Genomic DNA, 25,523 nt, shown 5'->3' on the forward strand with positions numbered 1-25,523 from the left:
AAAGAATACATTCTACTTTAAATTATGATACTCCTATGCTATACTTTAAGAAATTAAGGAATACTTAAATGCAATATGTATGGAACCCGTGCATTATTTGTAATTAACATAGCATTTTTAAGGAATAAAAAAGCCGATAACTAAAAGTTACCAGCTTTTTATAAATAAAGTTTATTAACTTATGATTTCTTTCTTTTTAAGTCAATTTGTCTTTGAATTTCCTTTAAGTTTTTAACGTAAATTGTATTAGTTCTTATATCGATTTTACCTGTTTTTACCAAAGAATTTAATACTTTTTGAACATCATTAACTTTAACACCGCACCAATTAGCAATATCATTAATAGTGGCATTTAATTCCTGAGGTTCATAATAATGATCTCTAGGTATATTCTGAAGTTCTGCCAATAATAGAAGACAGTCATAAACTCTTAAATCAGTTTCATTTAATTGAAGTATTAAAAGTCTCCTTTTGGCATCAAATATTCTTTTTGCGAACATTTTTGAAAGTTTAAGAGCCATAGCAGTATTATTTGCTAATATTGATTGGAAGTTTTCTTTTCTTAATTCTAGTAAAACAGTAGGTTCATTTGCTATTGCCGAAGCACTTCTAGTAGTATCTTCTAATATAGCCATTTCTCCAAAAAAATCACCTGGGTAAACTATGTCTAATAATTTTTCAACATCTTTTATAACCTTAGTAATTTTAACAGATCCGCTTTGAACCATATAAAATTTGTCGCCTTTTTCATATTCTAAAAATATAACATCATCAGTATTGTATTTCTTTGTATGTGAAGATAAATTATTATCCATAATTAATTCCTTATAAAAAATTATAATCTTGAAACGCTTGCATTAGCTTCTTTAGAGAAATTATCCATAGGAGGCATAGAAATAACCTTTTGATAATATGCCTTAGCCTTAGTTTTATCACCTTTAGCTTCGCATGTTTTAGCTAAAAATAATATAGCCTCTTTAACATTCGAAGATTTAGGATATTTTTTTATAGCAGATAAAAGTACTGTAGAAGCATTATCATATTTATTTAAATTGTAATAGCATTTACCCATATAAAACATAGAATTTTCAGCTACAGCAGCATTAGGGCTTTTGAGCAAAGTATTAAATGTTTTTATAGAATTAACATAATTATTACTATTATATAATTCTACAGCTTTATTATATGTAGGATCATTTACAGCAGTTTGCACCTGAGCAGCAGGTTTTGCAGCCGAAGAAACTTCTGTGTTTGGAGGAGCTATATCGCTGTCATCTGTTATATCTAGTTCATCTTTACATTCTTCTATTTTCTCTTTTACAGTATTATAATATGTGGAGTCTTCATCAGCATATTGAAGATATCTTTTATAGGCATAAAGTGCATTTTTATATTTTTTATTTTTGAAATAGAACTCCCCTATATTATACAATCCTTCCAAAGGATCAGGAGCTTCATCATTAATATCATTTTCTACAAGTTCTCTAACTCTTTTATTTATTCTTCTAAGCTGATTAGAAAAAACTTTGAGCATTTTTATAATAATAGGCTTATTTTTTGCTATTAAACTTTCAAACTCTTCATATGTAATTATAATAACAACACAATCAGTCAAACATTGAACGGTATCTTCCTGCGGATATGTTCCAAGTATACTTTTTACACCGAAAAACTCTCCTATATTGATAAGTTCTCTGGTTTCATACCCTGTTTCTTCTGACAAAAATATGCTTTGAGCCTGACCCTGTTTTAATATATAAACTCTATCTGAAGTATCCCCAGTAAAATATACTATAGAACCTGCTTTATATACTCTTGTTTGCATTAGTTTGTCCTCAATTAATTTTTATTATAATGAAAAAATATTATAATATGAAAGAGATAGTTTTTTATTCGGCTTTTATTCTATCACTTATAATACTTTTTTCAAGTTATTTTTTTCATTTTCTCATTTTATTTATCATCTCTATTGTATCTATATCGATTTTTTCAGCCCTTGTTTTTAGGTCTTTAATTATCATTTTTATTTCATCATCTGTCATATTCTGTCCGAATTTAGCCTTTGCAGTGATATTTTGTATTTTTATAACCCCTATTAACATATTATTCTGAGCATAGTTAAACATTTTATTATCTATTGATAAATTAGTATTATTCGGTTCATATTTTTTTACCAATTCATATAATATATTTCTTCTTTCTTCTATATCACTTATACTTTCAAATCTGCCTTCAGCAAATATTGAGAAGAAAAATTGAGTAGGAATCATATTATTATTCATAAATGCTGATGGTATATAAGAATATAATTTTGATGCTGTGAATGAAACTTCAGGATTATTTTTTAAGATTTCATATTTTCTTCCAGACATAGCACCATGAAAATATATTTGATTATTCTTGAAGCAAAAACTTACAGGAACAGCATAAGGTATAATATCAGGCAACGCCATAACTCCGAATTCTATACTATTCAGCATATTATCAATTTCCTTCATATCTTCAAATATAAAGTCCTTTCGTCTCATTATTACCGCCTTGAGTATTTTAATACAAAATAATAGATTATTTTATTTATTTTAATATACGGTTTATTGTATTTTTTCTTTATTAATATTATTATATAATTTATATAATTTCATGTTACAGCAAAAATATTGGAGTTTTTATTATGAAAATAGCAATATCTCAAATTGAAATAATACCTTCTATGCCATGTGATAATACGGTTAGAATTATAAGTGCTATAAGCAGTGCTAAAAAAAATAATGCTGATATTATAGTGTTTCCAGAGTTATGCGTATCAGGATATATGCTCGGAGATATGTGGGAGAGTAAAGGATTTATAAATGAGTGCGAAGAGCTGGGAGAAGAAATTATAAAATCCTCCAAGGGAATATATGTTATTTTTGGTAATGTAGCTTCTGATAAGAGTAAAAAGAATTTTGACGGAAGATTAAGGAAATATAATGCTTTATTTGTAGCTAAAGACGGTAAATTAATACATAATAATATAAATAATTACCCTTTTATAATAAAATCATTACTTCCTAATTATAAAGAATTTGAAGACCCAAGACATTTTTTTAGCTTGAAAGATTTGGCATTTGAAAATAATGCTGATATAAAAGAATATTTAAAACCTTTAGAAATAGAATGTAATGGTGAAAAAATAAAACTCGGACTTACCATATGCGAAGATGCTTGGAGCAGCAACTATTCTTTCTCTCCTATGGATATTATAAACAGCAATAAAGATGTTGATTTATTTATAAATATATCAAGTTCGCCTTATACATTGGTTAAAGATACAAAACGCCATAAGATGTACGGAGAAATTGCAAGTAAACATAATATTCCTCTTGTATATGTTAATAATGTAGGAATACAAAATAACGGAAAAACAGTTTATACATTTGACGGAGGAAGTGCTGTTTATGATGACAAAGGTAATTTATTATTGACAGCAAACAGATATGAAGATGATGTATATTATATAGAAATGGATCTTAAAAATAAATCGTATCCAAAACCTATAGAAATAGAGGAAGAAGATGAATATAAGTTTATATATGATACAGTAATTTACGGAATAAGAAAGTTTACAAAATCTATAGGAGTAAAAAAAATAGTTATAGGAGTATCTGGAGGAATTGATTCTGCTTTATCATCAGCTATGTATGTAAATGCACTTGGTAAGGATAATATTCTTCTTGTAAATATGCCTAGCAAATTTAATTCTAATACCACAAAAGATTTAGCTAAAACTTTGGCTGATAATTTAGGCTGTTCATATATGGTTGTTCCTATACAGGAGTCCGTTGACTATACAGTAAAACAATTAGAAAGCTCCCCTATCATAAAAGATGGAAATGAAAATTATTTAAAATTATCATCTTTTGTTATAGAAAATATACAGGCAAGAGACAGATCATCAAGGGTACTTTCTGCTATTGCAGCTAGTATTGGAGGAGTATTTACCTGCAATGCTAATAAAACAGAGACTATGGTTGGGTATTCTACTATGTATGGCGATAGTGCAGGATTTTTTGCTTGTTTGGCTGATTTATGGAAGTATCAAATATACGGACTTGCAAAATATGTTAATGAAAAAGTTTTCGGCAAGGAAATTATACCGGAAGGAACTATAAATATTGTACCTAGTGCCGAGCTATCGACTGCACAGGCTGTAGATGAAGGAAAAGGAGATCCTATAAAATATGATTATCATGATTATTTATTTAAGTTTTTAATGGAATCATGGAACAGGATCATATTAGAAGATGTTTTGGAATTGTATATAAATGATAAATTGGAAGAGGTAATTGGCTGCCAAAAAGGTATTTTAAATAAATATTTTAAAACAGCACATAATTTTTTAGATGATTTGGAGAAATGGTGGAAGCAGTTTATGGGAATGGGAGTTACAAAAAGAATACAGGCTCCTCCAATACTTGCTGTCAGCAGAAGAAGTTTTGGTTTTGGTAATAGAGAGGCTCAAAACAGGGTATATTATACAGCAAGATATTTATCCCTAAAGAATAAAGTTTTAAGTTTGGATTAAATATGAAAATTATTTTTGTTTTTTAATTTTATAGTTTTATAATTTTATAATTTTTGTATATTTAATTAAGTTAATTATTTTTTTATAATTATAGCAGTAAAATGTAATAATTGTATAGTATTTGAAAAAATATTAATTTAAACAAATAATGATAATATATTTAAACATAAAAAGTATTTAAATTTTACTGTAAAATTATTAGTATAGAAATATTTTACTTGCAAAAAGCTATAATAAATGTTATATTTATATAGTAATTTATTTAAACTATGTAAAATTAAAATAATAGGAAATTATATACAGTGGGAATGTCTGCCATTATAGATAATAACATACGTCAGGATATCCTAGATTATTCTGCTATTCTTGAAACTACGGTTAAAGATATACATTCTTTCTTGGAAGAAGTGGGCAGAGTATATAGTTTTATCGGCGAAAAATTTCCTATGATAGAACAAGAAATGAAAAATGAAAATGAGAAGGCTAATAGTCTGCTTTCTTATTTTACTAATAATGATAAAGGGCAGAAAAACTTTTCAAATGATTTAGAGGAAAACCAAGATGACTTCTTTTTATCATTTGATAGAATGCAGAATTTTATATCTCAGGATAATGAGCTTTCAGATTCTTTAGTTGAAGATGTAGGTAAAACCAGTAATATAATGGACTCTATAGAGCAGATAAGAATGCTCGCTGACCAAATTAAGGTGTATTCATTAAATGCCATAATAATATCTTCAAAATATGGAGCAGGCGGTAAAGCTTTTGGAGAAATATCTAAAAACATCATAAAAATGTCAGAAACTTCAAATGAACAAGCTGACCAAATGAATAGAATCGGTAAAGAGTTATTTGTAAGGTTTGAATCATTTAAAACAGAGATATTAAAAACTAATGAATTACAAAGACAGAACTTTACTATTATGCGTGAACAGCTGGATAAAGAGCATAACAATATGGTAAACTCTTTTGCTGTATTTTCTAATATAATATCAAATATTATTTCAAGAGTTGATAATACTTATGATTTCATATTTGAAGTAATGATGGTTCTTCCAAGAGAGGATATTGTAAGGCAGCAGACAGAGCACATAGTTGAATCAATAAATTCTATAGTTTATGAAAATAGAAACTTTATAGATTATTATGGTTCTCAAGTAGAAACTATGGATGCTGAAGATTTAGAGAAAACAGAAAATCAAACTTTAGAGCATAAATTATTGGATTTGCTTACCTTTGATGATGTTGTTTTAACTTTGATTATAGAAAACTTTAAATCAATTCATGAAGAAATAAGTTTGACAAACTCTGATATATATAAAAGTCTTAAAGGTTTAAAAGATGCTTTGCTTGATATAACAGCAGACAGAACAACAATAGTTGAATATATGATAGGCGGAGAAACAGGAAAATCAGAATTCCCATTCACAGTTTCAGAATCATTATTTAATGAATATATGGGATTTATAAAACTTTATTTAGAAAACTTTAAATTGTTTTTAACTAATAAATACAGAATATCTGACAGTAATATAGCTATTATTGATTCTATAGAAGAATTGGAAAGTATGTTCTTAGAAACTAAAAATATAGCAAAAACATTTAACTCAATTAACTTTTTGGCTAAAATAGAGTTGGAAAAAAACAGCGATATATTTAATAATTCTCAAACATTTTCTATAGAAAGTGTTGAATCTATAGCTACTAATATAACAGATACTGTAGATGCATGTTTGGAACAATTCCATAATATTAAGGCAGCTATATTCAGCTCTATTAATAAATTTAAGTCAAATATTAATCAGCAGTCTACTGAACATACATTTATAGAATCTATGACAGAGAGCGTAAGTAAACGTTTAGATGAGTCTAAGTATATTATTAATAATAACATAAAAAGACTCGATAGTTATGCTGATGAATTGTTTGGGCTTATAGATAAAACTTTAATAGATTTAAGTTCTTTGAGTACACTGCTTACAAAGATTAATGAAATAATAGAAATATTTAACAGCATGAGAAATGTTATAAGAAATAAGAAAAATGAATATTATAAATTATTGGGTATAGAAAACTGGAAAATAGAAAGCGATAAATATTTGGATATAGTAAATTCATATACAATTAAGAAAGAAAGAGCTATAGCAAATAGCATTTTATCTGGAGAAGAAGCTCCAAATGTCGATATAAGTATAGATGTGGGTGCTGATAGCGGTGATTTTACTATGTTTTAATAAAAGTAATGGAGGTATTTTTTTATGGCAGTTATAGAAATAAATGACAATCTTAATATAAGGACTATGAGTAAATATTTTAAGAATGTCATCAAAAGTGCAAATTATAACGAAGATATTACTGTAAAGTTTAATTGTGAAGGTCCTGCACATGTTGATTTGGCAGGTCTGCAAATATTGTATGCTATGAAAAAAGAGCTTGCGAAAAATCAAAAAAACCTTATAGTAGAAGGCATGGATAATTTATTTGTAGAGTATTTAAAAATAATTAACGATAAAAATAATTGATAAAAATAATTAATGATATAAGAGGTTAAAGTATGGCTAAAACAATACTAATTGTAGACGATTCAAATACAGCTAGAGCATCTGTTGAATATACCTTGAAAAAGGGCAGTTATACTGTAGTGTCTGCAGATGATGGTACTACAGGGTTAGAGGTTCTAGGTAAAACCCCAAATGTTGATATGATAATAACTGACCTTAACATGCCTAAAATGGACGGTATAGAGTTTATTAAGCATGTAAGACAGGTAGATCAACATAAATATACCCCTATTCTTATGCTTACAACAGAATCTCAAGATGAGAAAAAAATGGAGGGGAAGGCTGCAGGAGCTAGCGGTTGGCTAGTAAAGCCATTTAACCCAACTCAACTTTTGGACGTTGTTAAACGTTTTTTAAACTAATTTTCCAACCATCTTATTGTAATATAATAAGGATTTTTATTAAAGATAGAGGTGTAATACATGTTTGATAGTGATGAATTTATTTCCATATTCTTAAGTGAAGCTAAAGAAATCGTAGAAGGTTTAGAAAATGATTTAGTTTTATTAGAGGATAATAAAAGTGATGAGGATCTTTTGAATAAAATATTCAGAAGTGCCCATACTCTAAAATCTTCAGCAGGTACTGTTGGTTTCACAACTATGAGTGAATTAAACCACGTTGCTGAAAATTTATTAGAGAAAGTAAGAAGCGGTAAATTGGATGTAACACCGCAAATGATAACAGTACTTCTTGAGTTCTTAGATACTGTGAAACTTATGCTGCAAAATATTGTAGATGGTAAAAGTGAAACAGATGGTGTTACTAATATAGATTCATTAAAAGCTAAAATTAAGGCTATAGCTGACGGAAATGATCCTGCAGCAGTGGCTCCTGCACCAAAACCAGCTGAAGCTCCTAAAGCAGAAGAAAAACCAGCTTCAGCTGAAGCTCCTAAAGCAGAAGAAAAACCAGCTGAAGCAGCATCAGGAAGCGGCGGTTCTAATTCTTTCCATATTGATATGGGATTTAAGGCTACTATTTTTGATAATGGTATAGACCCTCTTATGTTTTTAAATGACCTTAGAGCTATAGGTACTATCAATAATCTGAAAATAGAATGTAATAATTTACCTACTATTTTGAATCTTGAAGATCCTTATGTTTGTTATACTCAGTTTTCTTTAGATTTTGACACTAATGCTCCAGATGAGCAGGTGCAAAATATTTTCCTATTTGTAATTGATGATAATGATATTAATATTGTAAATAAAAAAGCAGATATTAAAGATGATGAAGAAGCTAAACCTGCAGAAGCTGCTCCTGCTAAGGCTGAAGAGACACCTAAAGCAGAAGAAGCTCCTAAAGCTGAAGCTAAACCTGCAGAAACTGCCAATAATAATGCTGCTGCTAATAATAATAATGCTCAGCCTCCTGTACATAAAGCTGCCAAAGTTCAAGCTCCTTCAACAGTTAGAGTTGATACAAGAAAACTTGACAGCTTGATGAACTTAATTGGAGAACTTGTTATAGCTCAGTCAAGAATAATGCAGCTTACTCAAAGTTTAGATATAGATAATGGATTAAAAGAAGCTGTTAGCTCAATGGATAGAACTTCAAGACAAATACAAGAAGAAGTTATGAATATTAGGATGATGCCTATAGGTCCTATATTCAATCAGTTCCATAGATATGTAAGAGATTTGAATTTGGAATTAAATAAAGAAGTTAAACTAGTTCTAAAGGGAGAAACTACTGAGATAGATAAAAACATGCTTGAGCAGTTATCTGACCCTCTTAAGCACATGATTAGAAATTCTATGGATCATGGAATAGAAAAAACTAAAGAAGAAAGAATAGCAAGAGGAAAACCAGAATATGGTACTATAACAATGTCGGCTGCACACCAAGAAGGACATGTTGTTATAGAAGTATCTGATGATGGAAATGGATTAAATAAAGAAAAAATATTCAAAAAAGCTGTAGAAAGAGGTTTGCTATCTAAAGACGGCAAATATTCTGATATAGAAATATTTAGAACTATATTCGCACCAGGTGTTTCAACTGCTGACAAAATTACTGACATATCTGGAAGAGGTGTTGGTATGGACGTTGTTAGAGCTAATGTTGAAAAGATGAAAGGTAAAATAGAAATAAAATCTGTAGAAGGAAAAGGAAGTACTTTTATAGTAAAACTCCCTTTAACATTGGCTATTATTGAAGGTATTACTTTTGCTTTAGGTGCTCAAATATACATCATGCCTCTTATCTCTATTATAGAACAAATAAAAGTAAAAAATGAACAGGTAAAACCTTTTGAAGGTAAAGGTGAGATGATAAAAATAAGAGAAGAATACTTGCCTTTAATAAGACTTCATAAAGTATTTGAAATAGATACTCAGGTTGAAAATATAGAGGACGGTATAGTTGTTGTTGTAGAAGCTGGTTATAGAAGATGTGCCATATTTGTTGATGAACTCTTAGATCAGCAGCAGGTAGTTATTAAGTCTTTAGATTCTGCATTTGATAAACATGCAGGTATAGCTGGAGGCACTATTCTTGGAGACGGAAGAATAGCTCTTATTATAGATATACAAGGGTTAGTTAATATGTCTTTACAAGGCAAAATAAATAATGGTGTAAAATAAAGGATTGTAATATGTTAGATAATCAAAAAATAAATGCTGCTAATATACCTCAGGTTGGAGGTACAGCTTTGGATCATGAAGAAAATCTTTCTACTGAACCAAGCCAGCAATTCTTAGTATTTAAAATTGATAATGAAGAATATGCCCTTGATGTTTTAAGTATTGATGGTATTGTTGGTGTTACTAATATTACTCCTGTACCAGGAAGCCCTAAATATATGAGAGGTTTGATGAATTTGAGGGGTAATATTCTGCATATTGTTGATATAAGAATAAGATTCGGTTTAGCTAGAAGAGATGATCATTCTATTGAAGATGATGTTATAATAGTAATATCTACAACTAATAGAAAATTCGGAATATTAGCAGATATGGTAAGTGATGTTATAACTGTTTATGAAAGCCAAATGACAGAAACTCCTATTGATAATATGAGAGGGCTTCAAATTTCTAATGTCATTAGATTAGAAAATAAGATTATTATGGTTCTTCCAATAGATGAAATCATTAAATCTAATGACGGAGAGAACAAAACGGTATAAATTACTCATTGAGGTGTATATAATATGGATGATATAAATGCTAATATGCCCGCTTTAACTGATTCTGAGTTTAATGAATTAGTTAAAATTATTTATGATAAAACTCGTATACAAATGACTAATCATAAAAGGGCTTTAGTTACTTCTAGGTTGAGTAAAAGACTTAGAGCTTTACATATGGATTCTTTTAGAGAATACATAGATTTCGTAAAAAATGCAAAAGATGAAGAATTAACAAATTTTGTTAATGCAGTTACAACAAATAAAACAGATTTCTTTAGAGAAAATAAACATTTCGAATATATGAAAAGTAATTTCCTTCCAGAGTGGGAGAAAAAATTTAAGGAAGGAAAAGTAAAAAACCTTAGAATATGGTCGGCTGCTTGTTCAACTGGAGAAGAGCCCTACACTATACAAATGACACTGCATGAATATTTCGGCTCAAATTATGACAGATATGATATAAAAGTATTGGCAAGTGATATAGATACTAATGTATTAGCTCATGGACGTGCAGGTATCTATAAAGAAGAATCTGTTGAACCAATACAGCCTAATATTTTAAGAAAATATTTTTTGAAAGGTACTGGCGATAAAGAAGGTCTTTATAAAGTAAAAGACATATTACAAAAGAATTTATTTTTTAGACAGTTAAATTTTAAAGAAGAAGATTTTGATATACATACTCAGTTCGATTTGATTTTTTGCAGAAATGTTATTATTTATTTTGATAAAGAATTTCAAAAGGAATTATTTAATAAATTCCATAGATATTTAAAAGAAGATGGTTTGGTATTTATAGGACACTCGGAAACACTTTTTGGTGTATCTGATAAATTTAAATATGTGTCTAGTAATATTTATAAAAAGATTTAAGTAGGGGTATTAATAATGATTGATTTTCCAGCAGCGGCTAATAGTAATTTTAAAAGAATAACCATATATATAGGTGGATATTATGCTTCAAAAGAACCCGCTGTTATTAAAACAGTTTTAGGTAGTTGTATATCTGTTTGTCTCTTTGAAAATAAATTGAAATTCGGAGGTATGAATCATTTTATGCTTCCAGAAATGAGAGAATGGGAAACACCAGCAGAAGATTATAACAATACTAGATATGGCGTTTTCGCTATGGAGGTTCTGATAAACGAGATTATTAAATTAGGCGGTAAGAAAGAAAACCTTACAGCCAAAATATTTGGAGGAGGACATGTACTATCTGGTATGACCAGTAATATACTCCAAGTCCCTGATAAAAATATACAATTTGCTAAAAAGTTTTTGGCTGATGAAAAAATACCTATAGTTAGTGAAGATGTAGGAGGCTCTTGGCCTAGAAAAGTATTCTTCTTCAATACAGAAAATAGAGTACTTATGAAAAAACTAGAAGGTAAAACTAAAGAGTTCTCAGCAGAGCAAGAAATTAAATACTCTAAAAACTTACAGCATAAACTTGAAGAAAAATCGGACATCACATTGTTTTAATATATTAATAATTATTAAGGATTTTTTATGGCTACAAAAATTAAAGTATTAGCTATTGATGATAGCGCATTAATTAGGCAATTACTAACAAAAATTGTTAACTCAGATCCTGCTTTGGAAATGGTAGGTACTGCTGCAAATCCAATTCTAGCTGAAAGTAAGGTCAAAAATCTTAAACCAGATATTATTACTTTAGATATAGAAATGCCAGAAATGGACGGTATAACTTATCTTAAGAAACTTATGCTTAATAACCCTATCCCTGTAATAATGTTTAGTTCTTTGTTAGATAAACATAGAGAATTAGCTTTAGATGCATTGAATATAGGTGCTTTTGATTATGTTATAAAACCATCTGCTAATGTTAGAGATGGTGTTGAAGAATTAGCTACTGATTTAGTTGAAAAAATTAAAAATGCTTATGCAAACAGAGCTAAATTCTACAGAAAACATGGTGTTGCTATGCCTACTGAAACAGCTTCACCAGCAGAAAGAACACCTATTAGTTTGGAAGCCCCTAAAACTGCAGGATTTAAAGTTTATCAAAAAAATACTGCTGATATTATACTTCCTCTTACACCTTCAAGAGAAACTCCTATGGATAAAATTATTCTTATAGGTTCTTCTACAGGCGGTACTGAGGCTTTAATAGAATGTCTTAAAAATGTTACTCCTTCAGCACCTCCTATAGTTATAACTCAGCATATGCCTGAGCATTTTACTACTTCATTTGCTAAAAGATTAAACAGTATATTAAAAATTGATGTAGCTGAATCTGAAGATGGCATGAGTGTTGGAAGAGGACAGGCTGTTTTAGCACGCGGCGGTAAGCATACTATGATTAAAGTAAAAGGCGGTAAATATTTTATAGAAGTTAGAGATGGAGAGCCTGTTACTAGACATAAACCTTCTGTAGATGTACTTTTCAGAAGCGGTGCTGTTTATGCTAAAAATAAAGCTATTGGTATAATACTTACTGGTATGGGTGATGATGGTGCTAATGGCATGAAAGAAATGAAAGATGCAGGTGCATACAATATTGCACAAAATGAGGAAACTTGTACTGTATTTGGTATGCCTAGAGAGGCAATAGCAAGAGGAGGAGTAGATGAAGTTCTTCCTTTAGATAAAATACTTGCTGCTGCTTTGAAAAGAGTATAACTCTAATGAAACAAAATATAGATTTATATGAATATATAAATAAATGGGTAGGTAATTCAACTATCTACCCATATTATAAAATAGATTTAAAATTAGATTTAATATCAAAATTAATATCTCCTCACAAATCATTTAATAATATATCCATTTTAGCTTCTGGTGCAAAAAGAAACCGTACTGATGTAAACTATATGGAATATCTTAATGTATACCTAATATTAAATGATACAGATGGTATGACAGACACTAGAAAATTCAAACTTTCAATATTGGATTTAATTAATAAAAATAATACATATCAAACTAAAATTAATGAAATATCATACTATTTAATATTAGAATATGAAAATGAAAAAATAGTGCTCCTACCCTCTTTTAAAAATATAGATGAGAATAATATTGAAGGAGCTATGATTACTGATTCTAATGGTAAAAATAATATATTCTATCCTAAACTTGATAATAAAAATTTTGATAAGAAAGAGCAGGAATGCGGAACTAATTTTATTAATTTAATAAAAATATTTAAATACATATTTTTAAATTTTTCTAGTGAAATTAAATCTATGAATGAATTATCTCCAAACATCATAGAAGCTCTTATATGGAATCTTCCAAATGAGTATTTTAAATTTAATGATTATGATGAGGCTATATTAAAAGCTATAGATTATATTTATGAAAAAATAGCCAGTGATGATTATATGTCGCTTTCTGAGATTAATGATATTAAAGTTTTGTTTTCTATTAAAAATAATTTGCACAGAAAAGAAATTCTTAAGGCTTTGTATAAAATAAAACAAATTATACATGAAAGCATGTAAAAAATGATTTTTTCCTTATTTTTCTTTAATAACTACTAATAGTAATATTGAATTAATTTTTACTAATGATATAATAATTAACTTATATTATAATTTTTTATTTTATAATAAAATTTTCTAGGAGAAAATAGAATGAAAAAAATACCAGAAATTTTTGGCAGTATGGTTTTTAATGATAATGTCATGAAAGATAAGCTACCTAAAGACATTTATAAAAAACTTATAAAAACTATCAAAAATGGAGAACGTTTAAACTTAGAAGTTGCCAATGTTGTAGCTCATGCCATGAAAGAATGGGCTATAGAGAAAGGTGCTACACATTTTACACATTGGTTTCAGCCTATGACTGGTGTAACAGCAGAAAAACATACCAGCTTCATAGCTCAAACAGATGATGGTGCCACACGTATGGAGTTTACTGGTAAAGAATTAGTTCAAAGCGAACCAGATGCTTCTAGTTTTCCTTCAGGAGGTTTAAGAGCTACATTTGAAGCTAGAGGATATACAGCTTGGGATCCTACTTCTTATGCTTTTATTAAAGATGATACTTTATGTATACCTAGTGCTTTTTGCTCATATAGCGGTGAGTCTTTAGATAAAAAAACTCCCCTACTTCGTTCAATGCAGGTCATAGAAAAAGAGACAAAAAGAATATTAAAACTTTTTGGTCATAATAACATTAATAGAGTATTTACAACTGTTGGTGCAGAACAGGAATATTTTTTAATAGACAGAGAATTATATTTACAAAGACCTGATTTAAGATACTGTAAAAGAACATTATTCGGTGCTTGCCCTCCTAAAGGTCAGGAATTAGAAGATCATTATTTTGGTGCTATTAAACCTAGAGTATTAGAGTTTATGAAAGAACTTGATATTGAACTTTGGAAACTTGGTATAGTTGCTAAAACAGAACATAATGAGGTAGCACCAGGTCAGTATGAATTAGCACCAGAGTTTACTATTACAAATATGGCTACTGATCAGAATCAAATTACAATGGAGCTTATGAAGGTAATAGCTGAAAAACATAATTTAGCTTGCATACTTCATGAAAAACCTTTTTCAGGCGTAAATGGAAGCGGTAAACATAATAACTGGTCTATAGCAACAGATACAGGTATGAATCTATTAGACCCTACAGATAATCCTGCAAAAAATAAACAATTTTTATTATTTTTAGTAGCTATTATAAAAGCTGTTGATGAATATCAGGATTTACTTAGAGTTACAACTGCAAGTGCAAGTAATGATCATAGACTTGGTGCTTCTGAAGCTCCTCCTGCTATTATATCAATGTTTCTTGGCGATGAATTAACTGAAATACTCGAGTCTATGGAACATTCTAAAGACTATGAAGGAAAAGCAAAAGTTGAAATGGAAATGGGAGTTAATTCTTTAGCAAGACTTACAAAAGATTCAACTGACAGAAACAGAACATCTCCTTTAGCATTCACTGGAAATAAATTTGAGTTTAGAATGGTAGGTTCAAGTCTTTCAGTATCAGGACCTAATATCATATTAAACACTATAGTTGCTGAGGCTTTATCACAGTTTGCTGATATATTAGAAAAATCTTCAAATTTTGAAAAAGATTTAGACGAACTTATAAGAGATACTATTAAAAAACATAAAAGAATAATTTATAATGGAAACAACTATTCAGATGAATGGGTTAAAGAAGCTGAAAAAAGAGGATTATTTAATCTAAAAACTACTCCGGAAGCATTGCCTCATTTTATATCTCAAAAAAATATAGATGTATTAACCAAACATAAAGTACTTACAGAAGCTGAAATACGTTCAAGATATGAAATAGGAATGGAAGAATATGTAAAAGAAATTAATATTGAAGCTCTTACATTAACAGATATGGTTTATAAGCATATACTTCCTTCTTCTATAGAATATACTGGAGAGCTTGCTAATATAGCTGATAAGAAAAATAATTTAAAAGTAAACTTTGATGTTGAAAGTGATTTAATTAATAAACTTAATAAACTTATTTCAGATTTATACAGTAAATTGGCAAAATTAGAAGAGTACATTGCAGAATGTAAAAAGATTACTGATGTATCAAAAGCTGCTAATTTTTCAAGAGATAAAATATTTGCATGCTTGGAAGATATGAGAGTTACAATAGATGAATTAGAAAGAACTGTTTCTAAAAAATATTGGAAACTTCCAACTTACGGAGATATGCTTTATAGTTTATCATAAACTGTAAATAACAAAATCAGGTATAATTATTAAATATATTTATACCTGATTTTTTATATTTATAATGTAAATTGTTTTTTATTCACTTTGCATTACAGATAAAGCATTATTCAAATGTTCTATAAACTCTTTATTAAATTTTTCTGGAGATATTATTTTAAAAGAACCTAACCAAGGACTTAAAAATATTCTTAATTCTGTAAAAGATGAAAAATCAAAATTAATTAATACAGAACCATCTTCAAGTTCAGTTTTTATTTTTTGATTAAATCCGTAATCCCTATTCTTAAAATAATGAGCAACATTAGAATTAAATTTAACCAAAGTTTTTACTATCTTATCTTCATTCCAATATATACTTCTCTTACTCTCTAAATGTTTAATTAATTTATCCCTCTTTTCAGATCTTATTTTGTATTGATTATCATATTCTTCTTTCTCTTTTTTATTGGTAAACTTAATTTTTTTGATTACACTAATATTTGATATATTATTGATAATATAAGTCTTTATTTTATCTTTTTTATTATCATTAGCAACCAAATACCATATACCTTGAAAATAATAAATAAGATAAGCAGCAGCCTCTACTCTAAAACTGCTTTTAGCACTTTCCATATAATAGTCAAAACTTATATCATTTAAATCCTTAGCAAATGAAAGCAGTTTATCTATATTTTCACTGTCGCCTGATATATTATTAATATCATTGCTTGCTATTAATATAACATCATAATAATCATCGTCTATATTTTGAGGTAATAATTTTGATACTGTAGAACGTGGTATGAGAGATAAATTGGCACTAACTTTTTTAATAAAAATAGAAAATAATATATCTACATTTTTTTTGATATTATCATCAAAGTTAAAGCCTTTTTTTATTTTTTTCAAATCTGAAGAGCTTATAACGTATTTATCTTTTTCTGATTTTAATTCTATTCTAAGATATTTTTCTATTTCTTTTATATCTCTCAAAAGAGTTCTTTTTGACATGTTATTGTCATCTACAAATTTATTTTTTAATATAAAACCATCTAGTATCAAAGAAGTATATATTTCAAATAATCTTACAAACTTTTTATTTTCTGTCATATTTCCCCCATATTAAAACACACTATGAACAAACTCTTTTACAGCATTTCCATTAATTTTGAACTGCTCATTTTCTACAGTAAAATATCCGTCTATTACTCCCTTTGTAGTTTCAAAATCTATTTTTTTGAATCCGCCAAAATCATCATATAAATAATTACTTGTAACAGTGAATACAAAACTGAAGCCTTCCTCTTTTGAATAATAATCTATAACATCTTTATATTCATGAGAATCAAAATTTTTATATATATGCCATTTATTTTTAAATAGAAATTTAACCATTCTTGAATTCTGAGACTGAGGTTTGCTGTCATAAATAAAAATTGGTATAGGGTCAGTATTGTATGATGTATATGCCAACGCTGCTATTACATTATGGGTATATCTTGAAGGATTTTTACCTACAGTATTAATTGCCAAAACAGAACTTGTATCAGTTATAGAGTTCTCACTTCCTGGTACAACTAAATATCCAGACGGAAGTCCATAATAAAAAGATACATACAAAGCTCTGTTTCCAGCCCAATTCACCATAGATGCACTAAAATTAGTAAACTTAAAAGAGAATTCAGTGTCTATTATATTATCTATGGAAGTTTTCAAATTGAGTTTTGTATTATAGAAGTTAGGTATTTCTAAAGATAATTCTCCAATGCTCTTTCTAAACTGAGCACGTATAAAATTATCATAAAAATCTAAATAATCTTTTTCATCTTCTTTAATAATAAATGACTGAGAATCTCCGTCTAATATATTAAAGGCATAATATGAAAAATACCTTTTTAAGTTATATTTGTAAAGCTTCCAAAATATTATATGATTATCATGAAATAAATATAAATACAGGTTTTCAACCATATCTTCATTAATTTGAATAGATTTAGGAATACTCTCAAAATCACCAGTATAATATATTCCGTTATTATTAGTTATTATAGGATTATTAACATCTAATACTGGAGTATCATTTCTCATATATGATTTCTCTGGTACACTTCTATAATTTACCTGTATAAATATAATTGTAAAGAGTAAACAAAATAAAGCTATAGCGATTATAACAATATATTTTCTTATATAGCTTGAAGAATATTCATAATAATCATCTTTTGCTATAAGACGTTTTTTTATATGCATAGTTTTTCTTCTGTTGTATTATTTGTATTATTATTTTCTAAACTAGCTTTTATATCTGCCTGCACTTCTTCTTCAGTTCTGTTTTCTACAGATGTATCCAATAATTTACTTAATGCAAATAATGCCACCTCTATTTCATCGTCCTGAGGTCTTCTAGTAGTGATTTTCTGGAGTAAAAGTCCCGGTAATATAGCAAGTCTCATAAGAGGGAAATTATAAAATCTAAAACCCAATTTTAATATCTCATAAGATATACCAGAAACAATAGGAAGAAGCAATATATTAATAGCCAAAACAGTTAAATTTCCTATTATTTTAGGAGGAGTATAAGAAGCATATATATATGTATATACAAAATAACTTGTGAACATATAAAGCAGAATTGAAACTGTTAATACCAAAAACATAAAAGTAGTACCGCATCTAGGGTGTATAGTAGTATAATCTCTTATATTTCCAGTATCAGGGTCAAGTCCATGTTCATAGGCATTAACAACCATATGTTCTGCTCCATGATATTCAAATACTCTTTTTATATCTTTAAAAAATGATATTACAAGCAAATATAATACAAATATAGCTAATTTTATAGCACCTCTTGCCAAATTAAAAATAACAAAATGTTCTTTCTCATTTATTCCTATAAGTGTAGTTATAAAATAAGGCAAAGCTATAAAAAGTCCTACAGCAAAAGCCAAAGAAACAAGCATACTTAAAGTCATAGCTAAACTATCATTTTTTTGAGTATTTGATTTGTTTGCATCTTTTTTATTATTATCTTCTTCAAGTCCTGCAGTATTTGCTGAGAATACCAAAGTCTTATATCCTAATTTCATCATATCTACAAAGTTTACAACGCCTCTTATGAAAGGCATTTTAGTTAGGCTGTTTTTATTTTCGTCAATAGATGCTTTTATAAAATCTATCTGTTTATCTGGCTTTCTTACTGCAACTACATAATGGCTTTTGTTTCTAAGCATTATACCTTCTATTACAGCCTGACCGCCTACACCTTCTTTAATTCTATTTTCATCTAATTGTTTTTTCATCAAATGCATATCCTTATTCATTTTAATATTAAAGTAGATATATAATATATTAAATATTATATTCTTTCAAGTATAAAAAAATCTTGAATTTATAGAAATAATTTATATATTATATAGTATGAAATATATACTGATTATTTTTCTAATATTAGCTTTTATATCCTGTAAAAGCACCAATACTCAAATGTCCGCTGTATCAGAAGAAGTGCATAATAAAGAAACTACTTCTATACCTAAAGCTATTACATTAAAAGACAGAGCTGGATATTATAAAAGTAAAAGTCCTTACTTCACATTTAATGTAGATTTAAAAGAAAACGGATATGCTAATGTAGTATTAAAAGGTTGGATGGTTTACAGAGGTATTGTAAAAGTTGGGGATCCTGATTCAGAGGCTAAAAAATTCAGATTAGATATAGACAATATAACTCATGTAATACTAGAATTTCAAGATTTAGATAATGCTAAAGCTTCTGTAATATTAAAAGGCGTAGTTCAGCAGTCTCTTGATATGGATAAAATTTAATTAAAAAAATCCTTCGCTTTTTGCATCTTTACTCATAAGTTCTGTTAAAGTATTTTGTATATCAGCATTATTAAAAAGTATATTGTATATAGCTTCTGTTATAGGCATGTAAATATTATTTTTCTGAGCATACTCATAAGCAGCAGTTGCAGCATATACACCTTCTGCCACCTGACCGTGATTTTCAGCTATCACATCTTCATATTTTTTACCTTTAGCTAATTCTCTACCAAGCCTATTGTTTCTGCTTAAAGAACTTGAACAAGTAACTATTAAATCCCCTATTCCAGAAAGTCCGTACATAGTGTCTATTCTAGCCCCTTTACTCAAAGCAAATCTTACTATCTCATGAAGTCCTCTTGTTATAAGAGCAGCTTTTGTATTATCTCCAAGATGAAGTCCGTCTACTATACCGCCTGCAATTGCTATAATGTTTTTTAAAGCCCCTCCTATTTCAACACCTTTCTGATCTGTAGAATTGTATATTCTAAATTTGGGAGGAACAGTCAAAGTATCTCTCACATATTCAGAAACGCCTTTTTCACCTCCAACAACTACTGCAGTAGGCACTCCTTTAGCAGCCTCTTCAGCATGAGATGGTCCTGAAAGTGTAAGTATTGATAAATCGCCTGATATAATGCTTCTAGCCACTTCGCTCATAGTTTTGCCCGTTTTCCTATCAAGCCCTTTAGTTGCTGATACAAGTATTTGATCACTGCTTATATAAGGCTCTATATTTGTACAAGCTTCAGCAAATGCAAATGACGGAGTTACTATTATGATTATTTCATTATCATTAACAGCTTCTCCCGCATCCATTGTGAAGTTTATATTTTTATTTAATTCTATATTTTTAAGATAATTATCATTTCTATGAGTTGTACTTAATAGTTTATAGCTTTCTTCACTATGAACCCATACTTTAATATTGTGTTTTTCAGAAAAAATATTTGCAAGAGCAAGTCCCCAACCGCCTGCACCTATAATACCTACATTTGCCATAATCTGCCCTATTTCATTTTATAATATAGTATATATTAGTATATATAAAAAATAACTATTATCAATATATAATTGTAAAAATATTATGTAAACTTATTATATTTTATTTAAAAGATTTTTCAAGTAAAATGCATATATTATTAAGCAAATCTTCTTTTTTTATTTTTTTATTATTTTCATCTTTCACCCAGCAAAGTATCACAGAAACCAAAGCACCAGAAAAAAACTGAGACATAATTTTTGTATTTTCAGTATTTTCGCTTTTCATAGTTTCATCTAAATATTCTAAAAATATCCTATAAAGCGATGAAACAAATAATAATGTATTATTAGAATCTATTAATGATACATTAAAATACTGCCTATTATCATCAAAGTAATTAATAACTTTTTCTAATATTTTTCTATAGTTCTTTTTAAAATCATATATAGAATTATCTTTCCTCAATTCTTTTATAATGTCCTCTTTTATGTCATCTATAATAGAGTTTAAAAGTTCTTCTTTATTATTAAAATGATCATAAAATGTCACTCTATTCACTAGTGCTTTTTCGCATATCTCTGTTACGCTTATATCTTTTAATGAATTGCTTTTTAAAAGTTCAAGCAATGCTTCTTTTAAAAGTTTTTGAGTTTTTATTATTCTTAAATCTTTTTTAATCTTTTTTTCTTTTCTCATTTATAAAGTATGCCATATTTTAGAATAAAAATAAAGTTATTAAATAAAATTTATTTAATATATTGATATATTGTGTATTACATAGTATAATACGTAATACAATATATAAAGGATTTAATGTTGAATCATGATGATATAGTATCAAATTTGATGCAGGAATTGAGACGCGGAATATTGATAATAGTTGTACTTAGTCAATTAAAAAAAGAAGAATACGGATATAATTTGATAACTAAGTTAAAAGAAAACGGCATCACTATTGAAGCTAATACTTTATACCCTCTTTTAAGAAGATTAGAGAATCAGCGGCTTTTAAAAAGTGAATGGAATACTAAAGAAGATAAGCCGAGAAAATATTATTCTATAACAGAATATGGAAAAGAAGTTTTAAAAAAATCTATTAATCATTGGAAAAAATTTTCATCTAGTGTTAATAAAATTATAGATGAATAAATTGTTTAATAATAGGAGTTTATATGATTGAAAATAAAGAAAATAAAAAAGCAGAATATCTTATTGAAAGATATATTTATACCGTTACAAAAGCAATGCCTGATAAAATAAAAGAAGATGTTTCAAATGAAATAAGAACTCTTATTGATGATATAATAAAAGAGAGATTTTCAAACTCAGGGTATAAAATAAATGATATAAAAAATATTTTAATGGAAATTGGAAATCCTTATGAAATAGGATGTAAATATAATAATGATTACAATAAATGTTTAATAGGATATCCATATTATATATATTATAAACTTTTATTAAAAATAGTATTATCTTCAACATTGATTGGAATAATATCTGCATCAATAATAAATATATTTATAAATAATGAAGCTTTAAATTTGCTTAATATAGCAAGCAATATTTTTACGGCATTATTATTGGCATTTTCATTTGTAACGTTAATATTTTTATTTATTTCAAATAAGAATATTGATATTTCAAGCATTGCAATAGATTTTGATAATCTTCAAAAACCTCCTAATAAAAAAATAAATTTCAATACTTCAATTATTAAAATATCAGCAGCAATTATATTTTTATTACTTTTATTATTATCTCCAAATTTATTTTCAATAAAAATAGATAATGAGTATTTGGCATTCTTTAATACAGATATTATAAAAGATACTTTTTTATTTCCTTTGATATTTATTTTAATGCTTATATCAAGAGAAATTATAAAAATGTTTTCAAATGCTTATAATAAAAAGACATATACATTTTTTATTAGTATTGATATAGTATCTGCTATTGTTTCATCATTATGGCTATTATCATACAATGTAATTAATAATAATTTTATAAATACATTAACAAAATTAGAATCAGACAATTTTATTGCTTTCAATATATTTAATAATTTTCAGTTATTTTGTTTAATATTTATATTATTTGCTTTGCTGATTGATAGTATATATGTTATATTAAAACTAAAAAATAGCCTTGCATATAAAGGCTAATATATGCAAGACTATAATATTATAATAAAAAATTTATATAAATGCTAAATTGTAAAATCATTTATTATTAAGCAAACTACTGTAAATATTTTCATATTTTATAAATAAGATAAGTTATTCAAAAATAATATTACAATAAAAATAAAATCTGTCAAAAAAATTAATATTTAAATATTAAATTTTTTTTGAATAAAAATATATTTAATTGTTGTTAAATAACTGTTATTATTTATAATAATTATAGTTTTATATTTTATTATAAGGTTTATAAATATGGGCTTATTTAATTATATAATACATAAAATTCTTGGAAATATATTTTATGGTGATTCTCTTAAAGGAAAAATTGGAGAACTAGAAGTAGATAATGCTTTAAATCCATATTTTTTTGGTAAAACAGAACATAAACAAATAAATAATTTGGTAATAGTTGATGAAAATGGAAAAAGCCATCAAATAGATCATATAGAAATAAGGTCAAATGGTATATTTTGCATAGAAACTAAAAACTATAGCGGATTAATATTTGGCAGTGAAAATAATAATAAATGGACTCAATGTTTAAGAAGAGGTAAAAGGAATTATTTTTATAATCCGATAAAACAAAATAAATCTCATATATTCCATTTAAAAAAAATATTAGAAAATAAGTATAATATAAATTCATTAATTGTATTTACTCAAAATAATACTGATACAATAAATATTGATAATGTTGTAAATTTAATAGATTTAAAAACTTATCTTAATAATTTTAATGACGGCACTAATTATACTTCTGAAGATATGGATTATATTTATAATAAATTAATTTCAAGCAATAAAGATATTTCCAATTCAAAACATATAGAAAATATAAATAATACTAAAAAAGAAATAAGAAGCGGAATATGCCCAAGATGCAAAGGAAAATTAGTATTAAAAGAAGGAAAATATGGAAAGTTTTATGGATGCAGTAATTATCCGTATTGTAAATTCACCATGAAAAATAATTAACAAAAAATAAAAAATGTAGTTTATCATACAATAGTAATTTTATTGTACTTGATAAAAAAATCAAAAATAATAAAATGTATACAATATTTTTAATAGGTGTTAGAAAGTGTTAAGGAAATTGATATATATTCTTATTTTAAACTCGTTTTTTTTTAATTTTTTTATTTTTGCACAAACTAATAATAATATAGTACTTCCATATGCCCAATATATGGATAGAATAAAAATATTAATACCAGAAATGAAATTAACAGCTTCACAGGAAAGCAATGCATATAATAATTTGACAAAAGCAAAAAGCTCAGGAGATGTAAAGTTTGATCTGCAGGCAGGAGCTATAGGAAAGCAGGCTCATTCTGATGAATACAGTTTTATACCTGCTTCAGATTTTAATTATAACGGCTTTAGAATAGGTGCAGGTTTCAGCGGACTTATACCCTACTCTGGAACTAGATGGTCTGTAGAAATCAAACATGACAGTTTCTTCGGTGATTTCAAAACTGGAGATATTACACTGCCTGTAGACACTCCATTCGGAACTGTTAATGGTAAATTGCCAAACTTGGGTACAAATGATTTTAAATATTATTATCCAAGCATTAAAATACAAATAGCACAGCCAATATTAAGAGACTTTTTTGGTAAGCTAGACAGATACCCTATAAAAGATGCAGAATATCAGCTTACAATAGCCAAATTAAAAAGAATGATAGATGATAACAGCGTATTAACATCTTATCAGAAAATATATTATCAATGGATAATGGCTAGAAAATTAACAGCTTTGTATGATGCTATGATTAGAGAAGCTAAAAGTTTTGAAAATCAGGTTTATAAAAGATATTCAAGCGGAGTTATAGATAATGACTCCTATCAGAATGCAAGAAGACAAACTTTAAAATATATAGAAGCAAAAGATAAATCAGAGTTGATGCTTAAAAAAATTATAAGAAATATAAAGTTCTTCATACCAGAAGAAAATATTATACCAAACGAAGATGACTGGACGCAGACACTTGAAACTTCTATTAATGCCAAAGTGGATATAGTGCCTTTTTTAGAAAGTGCTCAGGGACAAATGGCATATCAATTAAAATTAAGAAGCGAATATGCACTCTCTATAATGAAAAATAATGCATTGCCAGACTTATCAATAGTAGGAAGCGTATCATTATCTAGTTTGGACGACAGCGGATATTTTAAATCTTTTTCTACTATGACAAATGTTGATTATTTTGTAGGGCTTATGTTTTCTTATCCTATAGGCGGACGCGATGCAAAAGCCAAAATGGAAGATGCTTATGCTGCTTTGAATGCTGTTACAGCTGACTTTGACAGAGTTAATAGGGATTTTGATGTGCAGATAGGTACTTATTATGATGAATTTGAAGCATACAAAAAAATGCTTGAAAATAAAAAGTTAGAAGTTAATGCTATAGTTTCAAGGATAAATACTCAAAATGCTAAATTCAGACAAGGTCGTTTACCTATAGATGAAATAATAAATGCTAGGCTCGATTTAGCACAGGCAAGAGCGGAACTTCTTAATCTTGAATACATGATAATAAGCACAGTTATGGATTATAATTCACTGGTGCTTCTTAGTAATTAGGAATAATTAA

24 protein-coding genes are annotated in these 25,523 nt (G+C 27.6%); 16 read left to right on the plus strand and 8 right to left on the minus strand.

From position 1 onward, the window contains the following. Window positions 1–179: 179 nt before the first annotated feature. The 3 genes from Q1X91_RS03985 to Q1X91_RS03995 all read right to left on the minus strand — a co-directional run bounded on the left by Q1X91_RS03985 (window position 180) and on the right by Q1X91_RS03995 (window position 2,528). The gene (locus Q1X91_RS03985) at window positions 180–815 is read right to left on the minus strand and encodes a Crp/Fnr family transcriptional regulator (protein WP_013112639.1); all 636 of its coding nucleotides are present in this window, start codon (window positions 813–815) and stop codon (window positions 180–182) included. 20 nt (window positions 816–835) lie between these two features. Beyond that, complete coding sequence (locus tag Q1X91_RS03990; protein WP_300753599.1) at window positions 836–1,825, minus strand: tetratricopeptide repeat protein; 990 nt, start codon at window positions 1,823–1,825, stop codon at window positions 836–838. Window positions 1,826–1,940: 115 nt separating this feature from the next. Next, entirely contained in the window at window positions 1,941–2,528 is a 588-nt protein-coding gene (locus Q1X91_RS03995; RefSeq protein WP_300753601.1) for a pyridoxamine 5'-phosphate oxidase family protein, read from the minus strand. A 143-nt stretch (window positions 2,529–2,671) separates the two neighbouring features. Between Q1X91_RS03995 and nadE the strand changes: the two genes are divergently transcribed. From nadE to Q1X91_RS04050, 11 genes are all read left to right on the plus strand, one after another. After that, complete coding sequence (gene nadE / locus Q1X91_RS04000; protein WP_300753603.1) at window positions 2,672–4,564, plus strand: NAD(+) synthase; 1,893 nt, start codon at window positions 2,672–2,674, stop codon at window positions 4,562–4,564. A 308-nt stretch (window positions 4,565–4,872) separates the two neighbouring features. After that, window positions 4,873–6,798: a chemotaxis protein gene (locus tag Q1X91_RS04005; protein WP_300753651.1), complete on the plus strand. Its 1,926-nt coding sequence runs from the start codon at window positions 4,873–4,875 to the stop codon at window positions 6,796–6,798. 24 nt (window positions 6,799–6,822) lie between these two features. Beyond that, window positions 6,823–7,086, plus strand: coding sequence for an anti-anti-sigma factor (locus Q1X91_RS04010; protein WP_300753605.1), 264 nt, complete (start codon window positions 6,823–6,825; stop codon window positions 7,084–7,086). 32 nt (window positions 7,087–7,118) lie between these two features. Further along, window positions 7,119–7,487: a response regulator gene (locus Q1X91_RS04015; protein ID WP_013112633.1), complete on the plus strand. Its 369-nt coding sequence runs from the start codon at window positions 7,119–7,121 to the stop codon at window positions 7,485–7,487. A gap of 60 nt (window positions 7,488–7,547) precedes the next feature. Further along, window positions 7,548–9,713: a chemotaxis protein CheA gene (locus Q1X91_RS04020; protein WP_300753608.1), complete on the plus strand. Its 2,166-nt coding sequence runs from the start codon at window positions 7,548–7,550 to the stop codon at window positions 9,711–9,713. 11 nt (window positions 9,714–9,724) lie between these two features. After that, complete coding sequence (locus Q1X91_RS04025; RefSeq protein WP_300753610.1) at window positions 9,725–10,255, plus strand: chemotaxis protein CheW; 531 nt, start codon at window positions 9,725–9,727, stop codon at window positions 10,253–10,255. 24 nt (window positions 10,256–10,279) lie between these two features. Continuing rightward, window positions 10,280–11,131 carry a protein-glutamate O-methyltransferase CheR gene (locus Q1X91_RS04030; RefSeq protein WP_300753612.1) on the plus strand — a complete coding sequence of 284 codons (852 nt, stop codon included), beginning with the start codon at window positions 10,280–10,282 and terminating at the stop codon, window positions 11,129–11,131. A 15-nt stretch (window positions 11,132–11,146) separates the two neighbouring features. Beyond that, entirely contained in the window at window positions 11,147–11,740 is a 594-nt protein-coding gene (locus tag Q1X91_RS04035) for a chemotaxis protein CheD (protein WP_300753614.1), read from the plus strand. A gap of 27 nt (window positions 11,741–11,767) precedes the next feature. Next, the gene (locus tag Q1X91_RS04040) at window positions 11,768–12,901 is read left to right on the plus strand and encodes a chemotaxis response regulator protein-glutamate methylesterase (RefSeq protein WP_300753616.1); all 1,134 of its coding nucleotides are present in this window, start codon (window positions 11,768–11,770) and stop codon (window positions 12,899–12,901) included. A 5-nt stretch (window positions 12,902–12,906) separates the two neighbouring features. Further along, entirely contained in the window at window positions 12,907–13,725 is an 819-nt protein-coding gene (locus Q1X91_RS04045; RefSeq protein ID WP_300753618.1) for a hypothetical protein, read from the plus strand. Window positions 13,726–13,857: 132 nt separating this feature from the next. Beyond that, complete coding sequence (locus tag Q1X91_RS04050; RefSeq protein ID WP_300753619.1) at window positions 13,858–15,945, plus strand: glutamine synthetase III; 2,088 nt, start codon at window positions 13,858–13,860, stop codon at window positions 15,943–15,945. A 78-nt stretch (window positions 15,946–16,023) separates the two neighbouring features. On the opposite strand, the gene Q1X91_RS04055 is transcribed toward Q1X91_RS04050, so the two are convergent. The 3 genes from Q1X91_RS04055 to Q1X91_RS04065 are packed head-to-tail and all read right to left on the minus strand — an operon-like array spanning window position 16,024 to window position 19,229. After that, window positions 16,024–17,040, minus strand: a complete 1,017-nt coding sequence (locus Q1X91_RS04055) for a WYL domain-containing protein (protein WP_300753621.1) — start codon at window positions 17,038–17,040, stop codon at window positions 16,024–16,026. 12 nt (window positions 17,041–17,052) lie between these two features. After that, window positions 17,053–18,180 (minus strand): hypothetical protein, encoded by a 1,128-nt coding sequence (locus Q1X91_RS04060; RefSeq protein ID WP_300753623.1) that lies wholly within the window; start codon window positions 18,178–18,180, stop codon window positions 17,053–17,055. Further along, entirely contained in the window at window positions 18,171–19,229 is a 1,059-nt protein-coding gene (locus Q1X91_RS04065; protein ID WP_300753625.1) for a DUF1385 domain-containing protein, read from the minus strand. The genes Q1X91_RS04060 and Q1X91_RS04065 overlap by 10 nt, the downstream gene beginning before the upstream one ends. A 118-nt stretch (window positions 19,230–19,347) precedes the next feature. Between Q1X91_RS04065 and Q1X91_RS04070 the strand changes: the two genes are divergently transcribed. Beyond that, a complete protein-coding gene (locus Q1X91_RS04070) occupies window positions 19,348–19,755 on the plus strand; it encodes a hypothetical protein (RefSeq protein ID WP_300753627.1) in 408 nt (135 codons plus the stop codon). Here Q1X91_RS04070 and Q1X91_RS04075 read toward each other — a convergent pair whose 3' ends face one another. Together Q1X91_RS04075 and Q1X91_RS04080 are read right to left on the minus strand one after the other, a co-directional pair. Continuing rightward, complete coding sequence (locus Q1X91_RS04075) at window positions 19,756–20,757, minus strand: NAD(P)H-dependent glycerol-3-phosphate dehydrogenase (RefSeq protein ID WP_300753629.1); 1,002 nt, start codon at window positions 20,755–20,757, stop codon at window positions 19,756–19,758. 103 nt (window positions 20,758–20,860) lie between these two features. After that, window positions 20,861–21,436, minus strand: coding sequence for a TetR/AcrR family transcriptional regulator (locus Q1X91_RS04080; RefSeq protein ID WP_300753631.1), 576 nt, complete (start codon window positions 21,434–21,436; stop codon window positions 20,861–20,863). A 117-nt stretch (window positions 21,437–21,553) separates the two neighbouring features. Between Q1X91_RS04080 and Q1X91_RS04085 the strand changes: the two genes are divergently transcribed. From Q1X91_RS04085 to Q1X91_RS04100, 4 genes are all read left to right on the plus strand, one after another. Further along, on the plus strand, window positions 21,554–21,889 hold the full coding sequence (locus Q1X91_RS04085; RefSeq protein ID WP_300753633.1) for a PadR family transcriptional regulator: 336 nt from the start codon (window positions 21,554–21,556) through the stop codon (window positions 21,887–21,889). A 23-nt stretch (window positions 21,890–21,912) separates the two neighbouring features. Continuing rightward, entirely contained in the window at window positions 21,913–22,905 is a 993-nt protein-coding gene (locus tag Q1X91_RS04090; RefSeq protein ID WP_300753635.1) for a hypothetical protein, read from the plus strand. Window positions 22,906–23,178: 273 nt separating this feature from the next. After that, window positions 23,179–23,901, plus strand: coding sequence for an NERD domain-containing protein (locus Q1X91_RS04095; protein ID WP_300753637.1), 723 nt, complete (start codon window positions 23,179–23,181; stop codon window positions 23,899–23,901). Between the two features lie 106 nt (window positions 23,902–24,007). Beyond that, window positions 24,008–25,513: a TolC family protein gene (locus Q1X91_RS04100; protein ID WP_300753639.1), complete on the plus strand. Its 1,506-nt coding sequence runs from the start codon at window positions 24,008–24,010 to the stop codon at window positions 25,511–25,513. The last annotated feature ends 10 nt before the right edge of the window (window positions 25,514–25,523 follow it).

Origin of the sequence: uncultured Brachyspira sp., assembly GCF_949287625.1 — a bacterium.
Lineage (GTDB): Bacteria > Spirochaetota > Brachyspiria > Brachyspirales > Brachyspiraceae > Brachyspira.

What these genes read in the sequence shown, in the direction of transcription:
- Q1X91_RS03985 (WP_013112639.1), bottom strand. Translation starts at nt 815, where the DNA reads ATGGATAATAATTTATCTTCACATACAAAGAAATACAATACTGATGAT.
- Q1X91_RS03990 (WP_300753599.1), bottom strand. Translation starts at nt 1,825, where the DNA reads ATGCAAACAAGAGTATATAAAGCAGGTTCTATAGTATATTTTACTGGG.
- Q1X91_RS03995 (WP_300753601.1), bottom strand. Translation starts at nt 2,528, where the DNA reads ATGAGACGAAAGGACTTTATATTTGAAGATATGAAGGAAATTGATAAT.
- nadE (WP_300753603.1), top strand. Translation starts at nt 2,672, where the DNA reads ATGAAAATAGCAATATCTCAAATTGAAATAATACCTTCTATGCCATGT.
- Q1X91_RS04005 (WP_300753651.1), top strand. Translation starts at nt 4,873, where the DNA reads ATGTCTGCCATTATAGATAATAACATACGTCAGGATATCCTAGATTAT.
- Q1X91_RS04010 (WP_300753605.1), top strand. Translation starts at nt 6,823, where the DNA reads ATGGCAGTTATAGAAATAAATGACAATCTTAATATAAGGACTATGAGT.
- Q1X91_RS04015 (WP_013112633.1), top strand. Translation starts at nt 7,119, where the DNA reads ATGGCTAAAACAATACTAATTGTAGACGATTCAAATACAGCTAGAGCA.
- Q1X91_RS04020 (WP_300753608.1), top strand. Translation starts at nt 7,548, where the DNA reads ATGTTTGATAGTGATGAATTTATTTCCATATTCTTAAGTGAAGCTAAA.
- Q1X91_RS04025 (WP_300753610.1), top strand. Translation starts at nt 9,725, where the DNA reads ATGTTAGATAATCAAAAAATAAATGCTGCTAATATACCTCAGGTTGGA.
- Q1X91_RS04030 (WP_300753612.1), top strand. Translation starts at nt 10,280, where the DNA reads ATGGATGATATAAATGCTAATATGCCCGCTTTAACTGATTCTGAGTTT.
- Q1X91_RS04035 (WP_300753614.1), top strand. Translation starts at nt 11,147, where the DNA reads ATGATTGATTTTCCAGCAGCGGCTAATAGTAATTTTAAAAGAATAACC.
- Q1X91_RS04040 (WP_300753616.1), top strand. Translation starts at nt 11,768, where the DNA reads ATGGCTACAAAAATTAAAGTATTAGCTATTGATGATAGCGCATTAATT.
- Q1X91_RS04045 (WP_300753618.1), top strand. Translation starts at nt 12,907, where the DNA reads ATGAAACAAAATATAGATTTATATGAATATATAAATAAATGGGTAGGT.
- Q1X91_RS04050 (WP_300753619.1), top strand. Translation starts at nt 13,858, where the DNA reads ATGAAAAAAATACCAGAAATTTTTGGCAGTATGGTTTTTAATGATAAT.
- Q1X91_RS04055 (WP_300753621.1), bottom strand. Translation starts at nt 17,040, where the DNA reads ATGACAGAAAATAAAAAGTTTGTAAGATTATTTGAAATATATACTTCT.
- Q1X91_RS04060 (WP_300753623.1), bottom strand. Translation starts at nt 18,180, where the DNA reads ATGCATATAAAAAAACGTCTTATAGCAAAAGATGATTATTATGAATAT.
- Q1X91_RS04065 (WP_300753625.1), bottom strand. Translation starts at nt 19,229, where the DNA reads ATGAAAAAACAATTAGATGAAAATAGAATTAAAGAAGGTGTAGGCGGT.
- Q1X91_RS04070 (WP_300753627.1), top strand. Translation starts at nt 19,348, where the DNA reads ATGAAATATATACTGATTATTTTTCTAATATTAGCTTTTATATCCTGT.
- Q1X91_RS04075 (WP_300753629.1), bottom strand. Translation starts at nt 20,757, where the DNA reads ATGGCAAATGTAGGTATTATAGGTGCAGGCGGTTGGGGACTTGCTCTT.
- Q1X91_RS04080 (WP_300753631.1), bottom strand. Translation starts at nt 21,436, where the DNA reads ATGAGAAAAGAAAAAAAGATTAAAAAAGATTTAAGAATAATAAAAACT.
- Q1X91_RS04085 (WP_300753633.1), top strand. Translation starts at nt 21,554, where the DNA reads ATGTTGAATCATGATGATATAGTATCAAATTTGATGCAGGAATTGAGA.
- Q1X91_RS04090 (WP_300753635.1), top strand. Translation starts at nt 21,913, where the DNA reads ATGATTGAAAATAAAGAAAATAAAAAAGCAGAATATCTTATTGAAAGA.
- Q1X91_RS04095 (WP_300753637.1), top strand. Translation starts at nt 23,179, where the DNA reads ATGGGCTTATTTAATTATATAATACATAAAATTCTTGGAAATATATTT.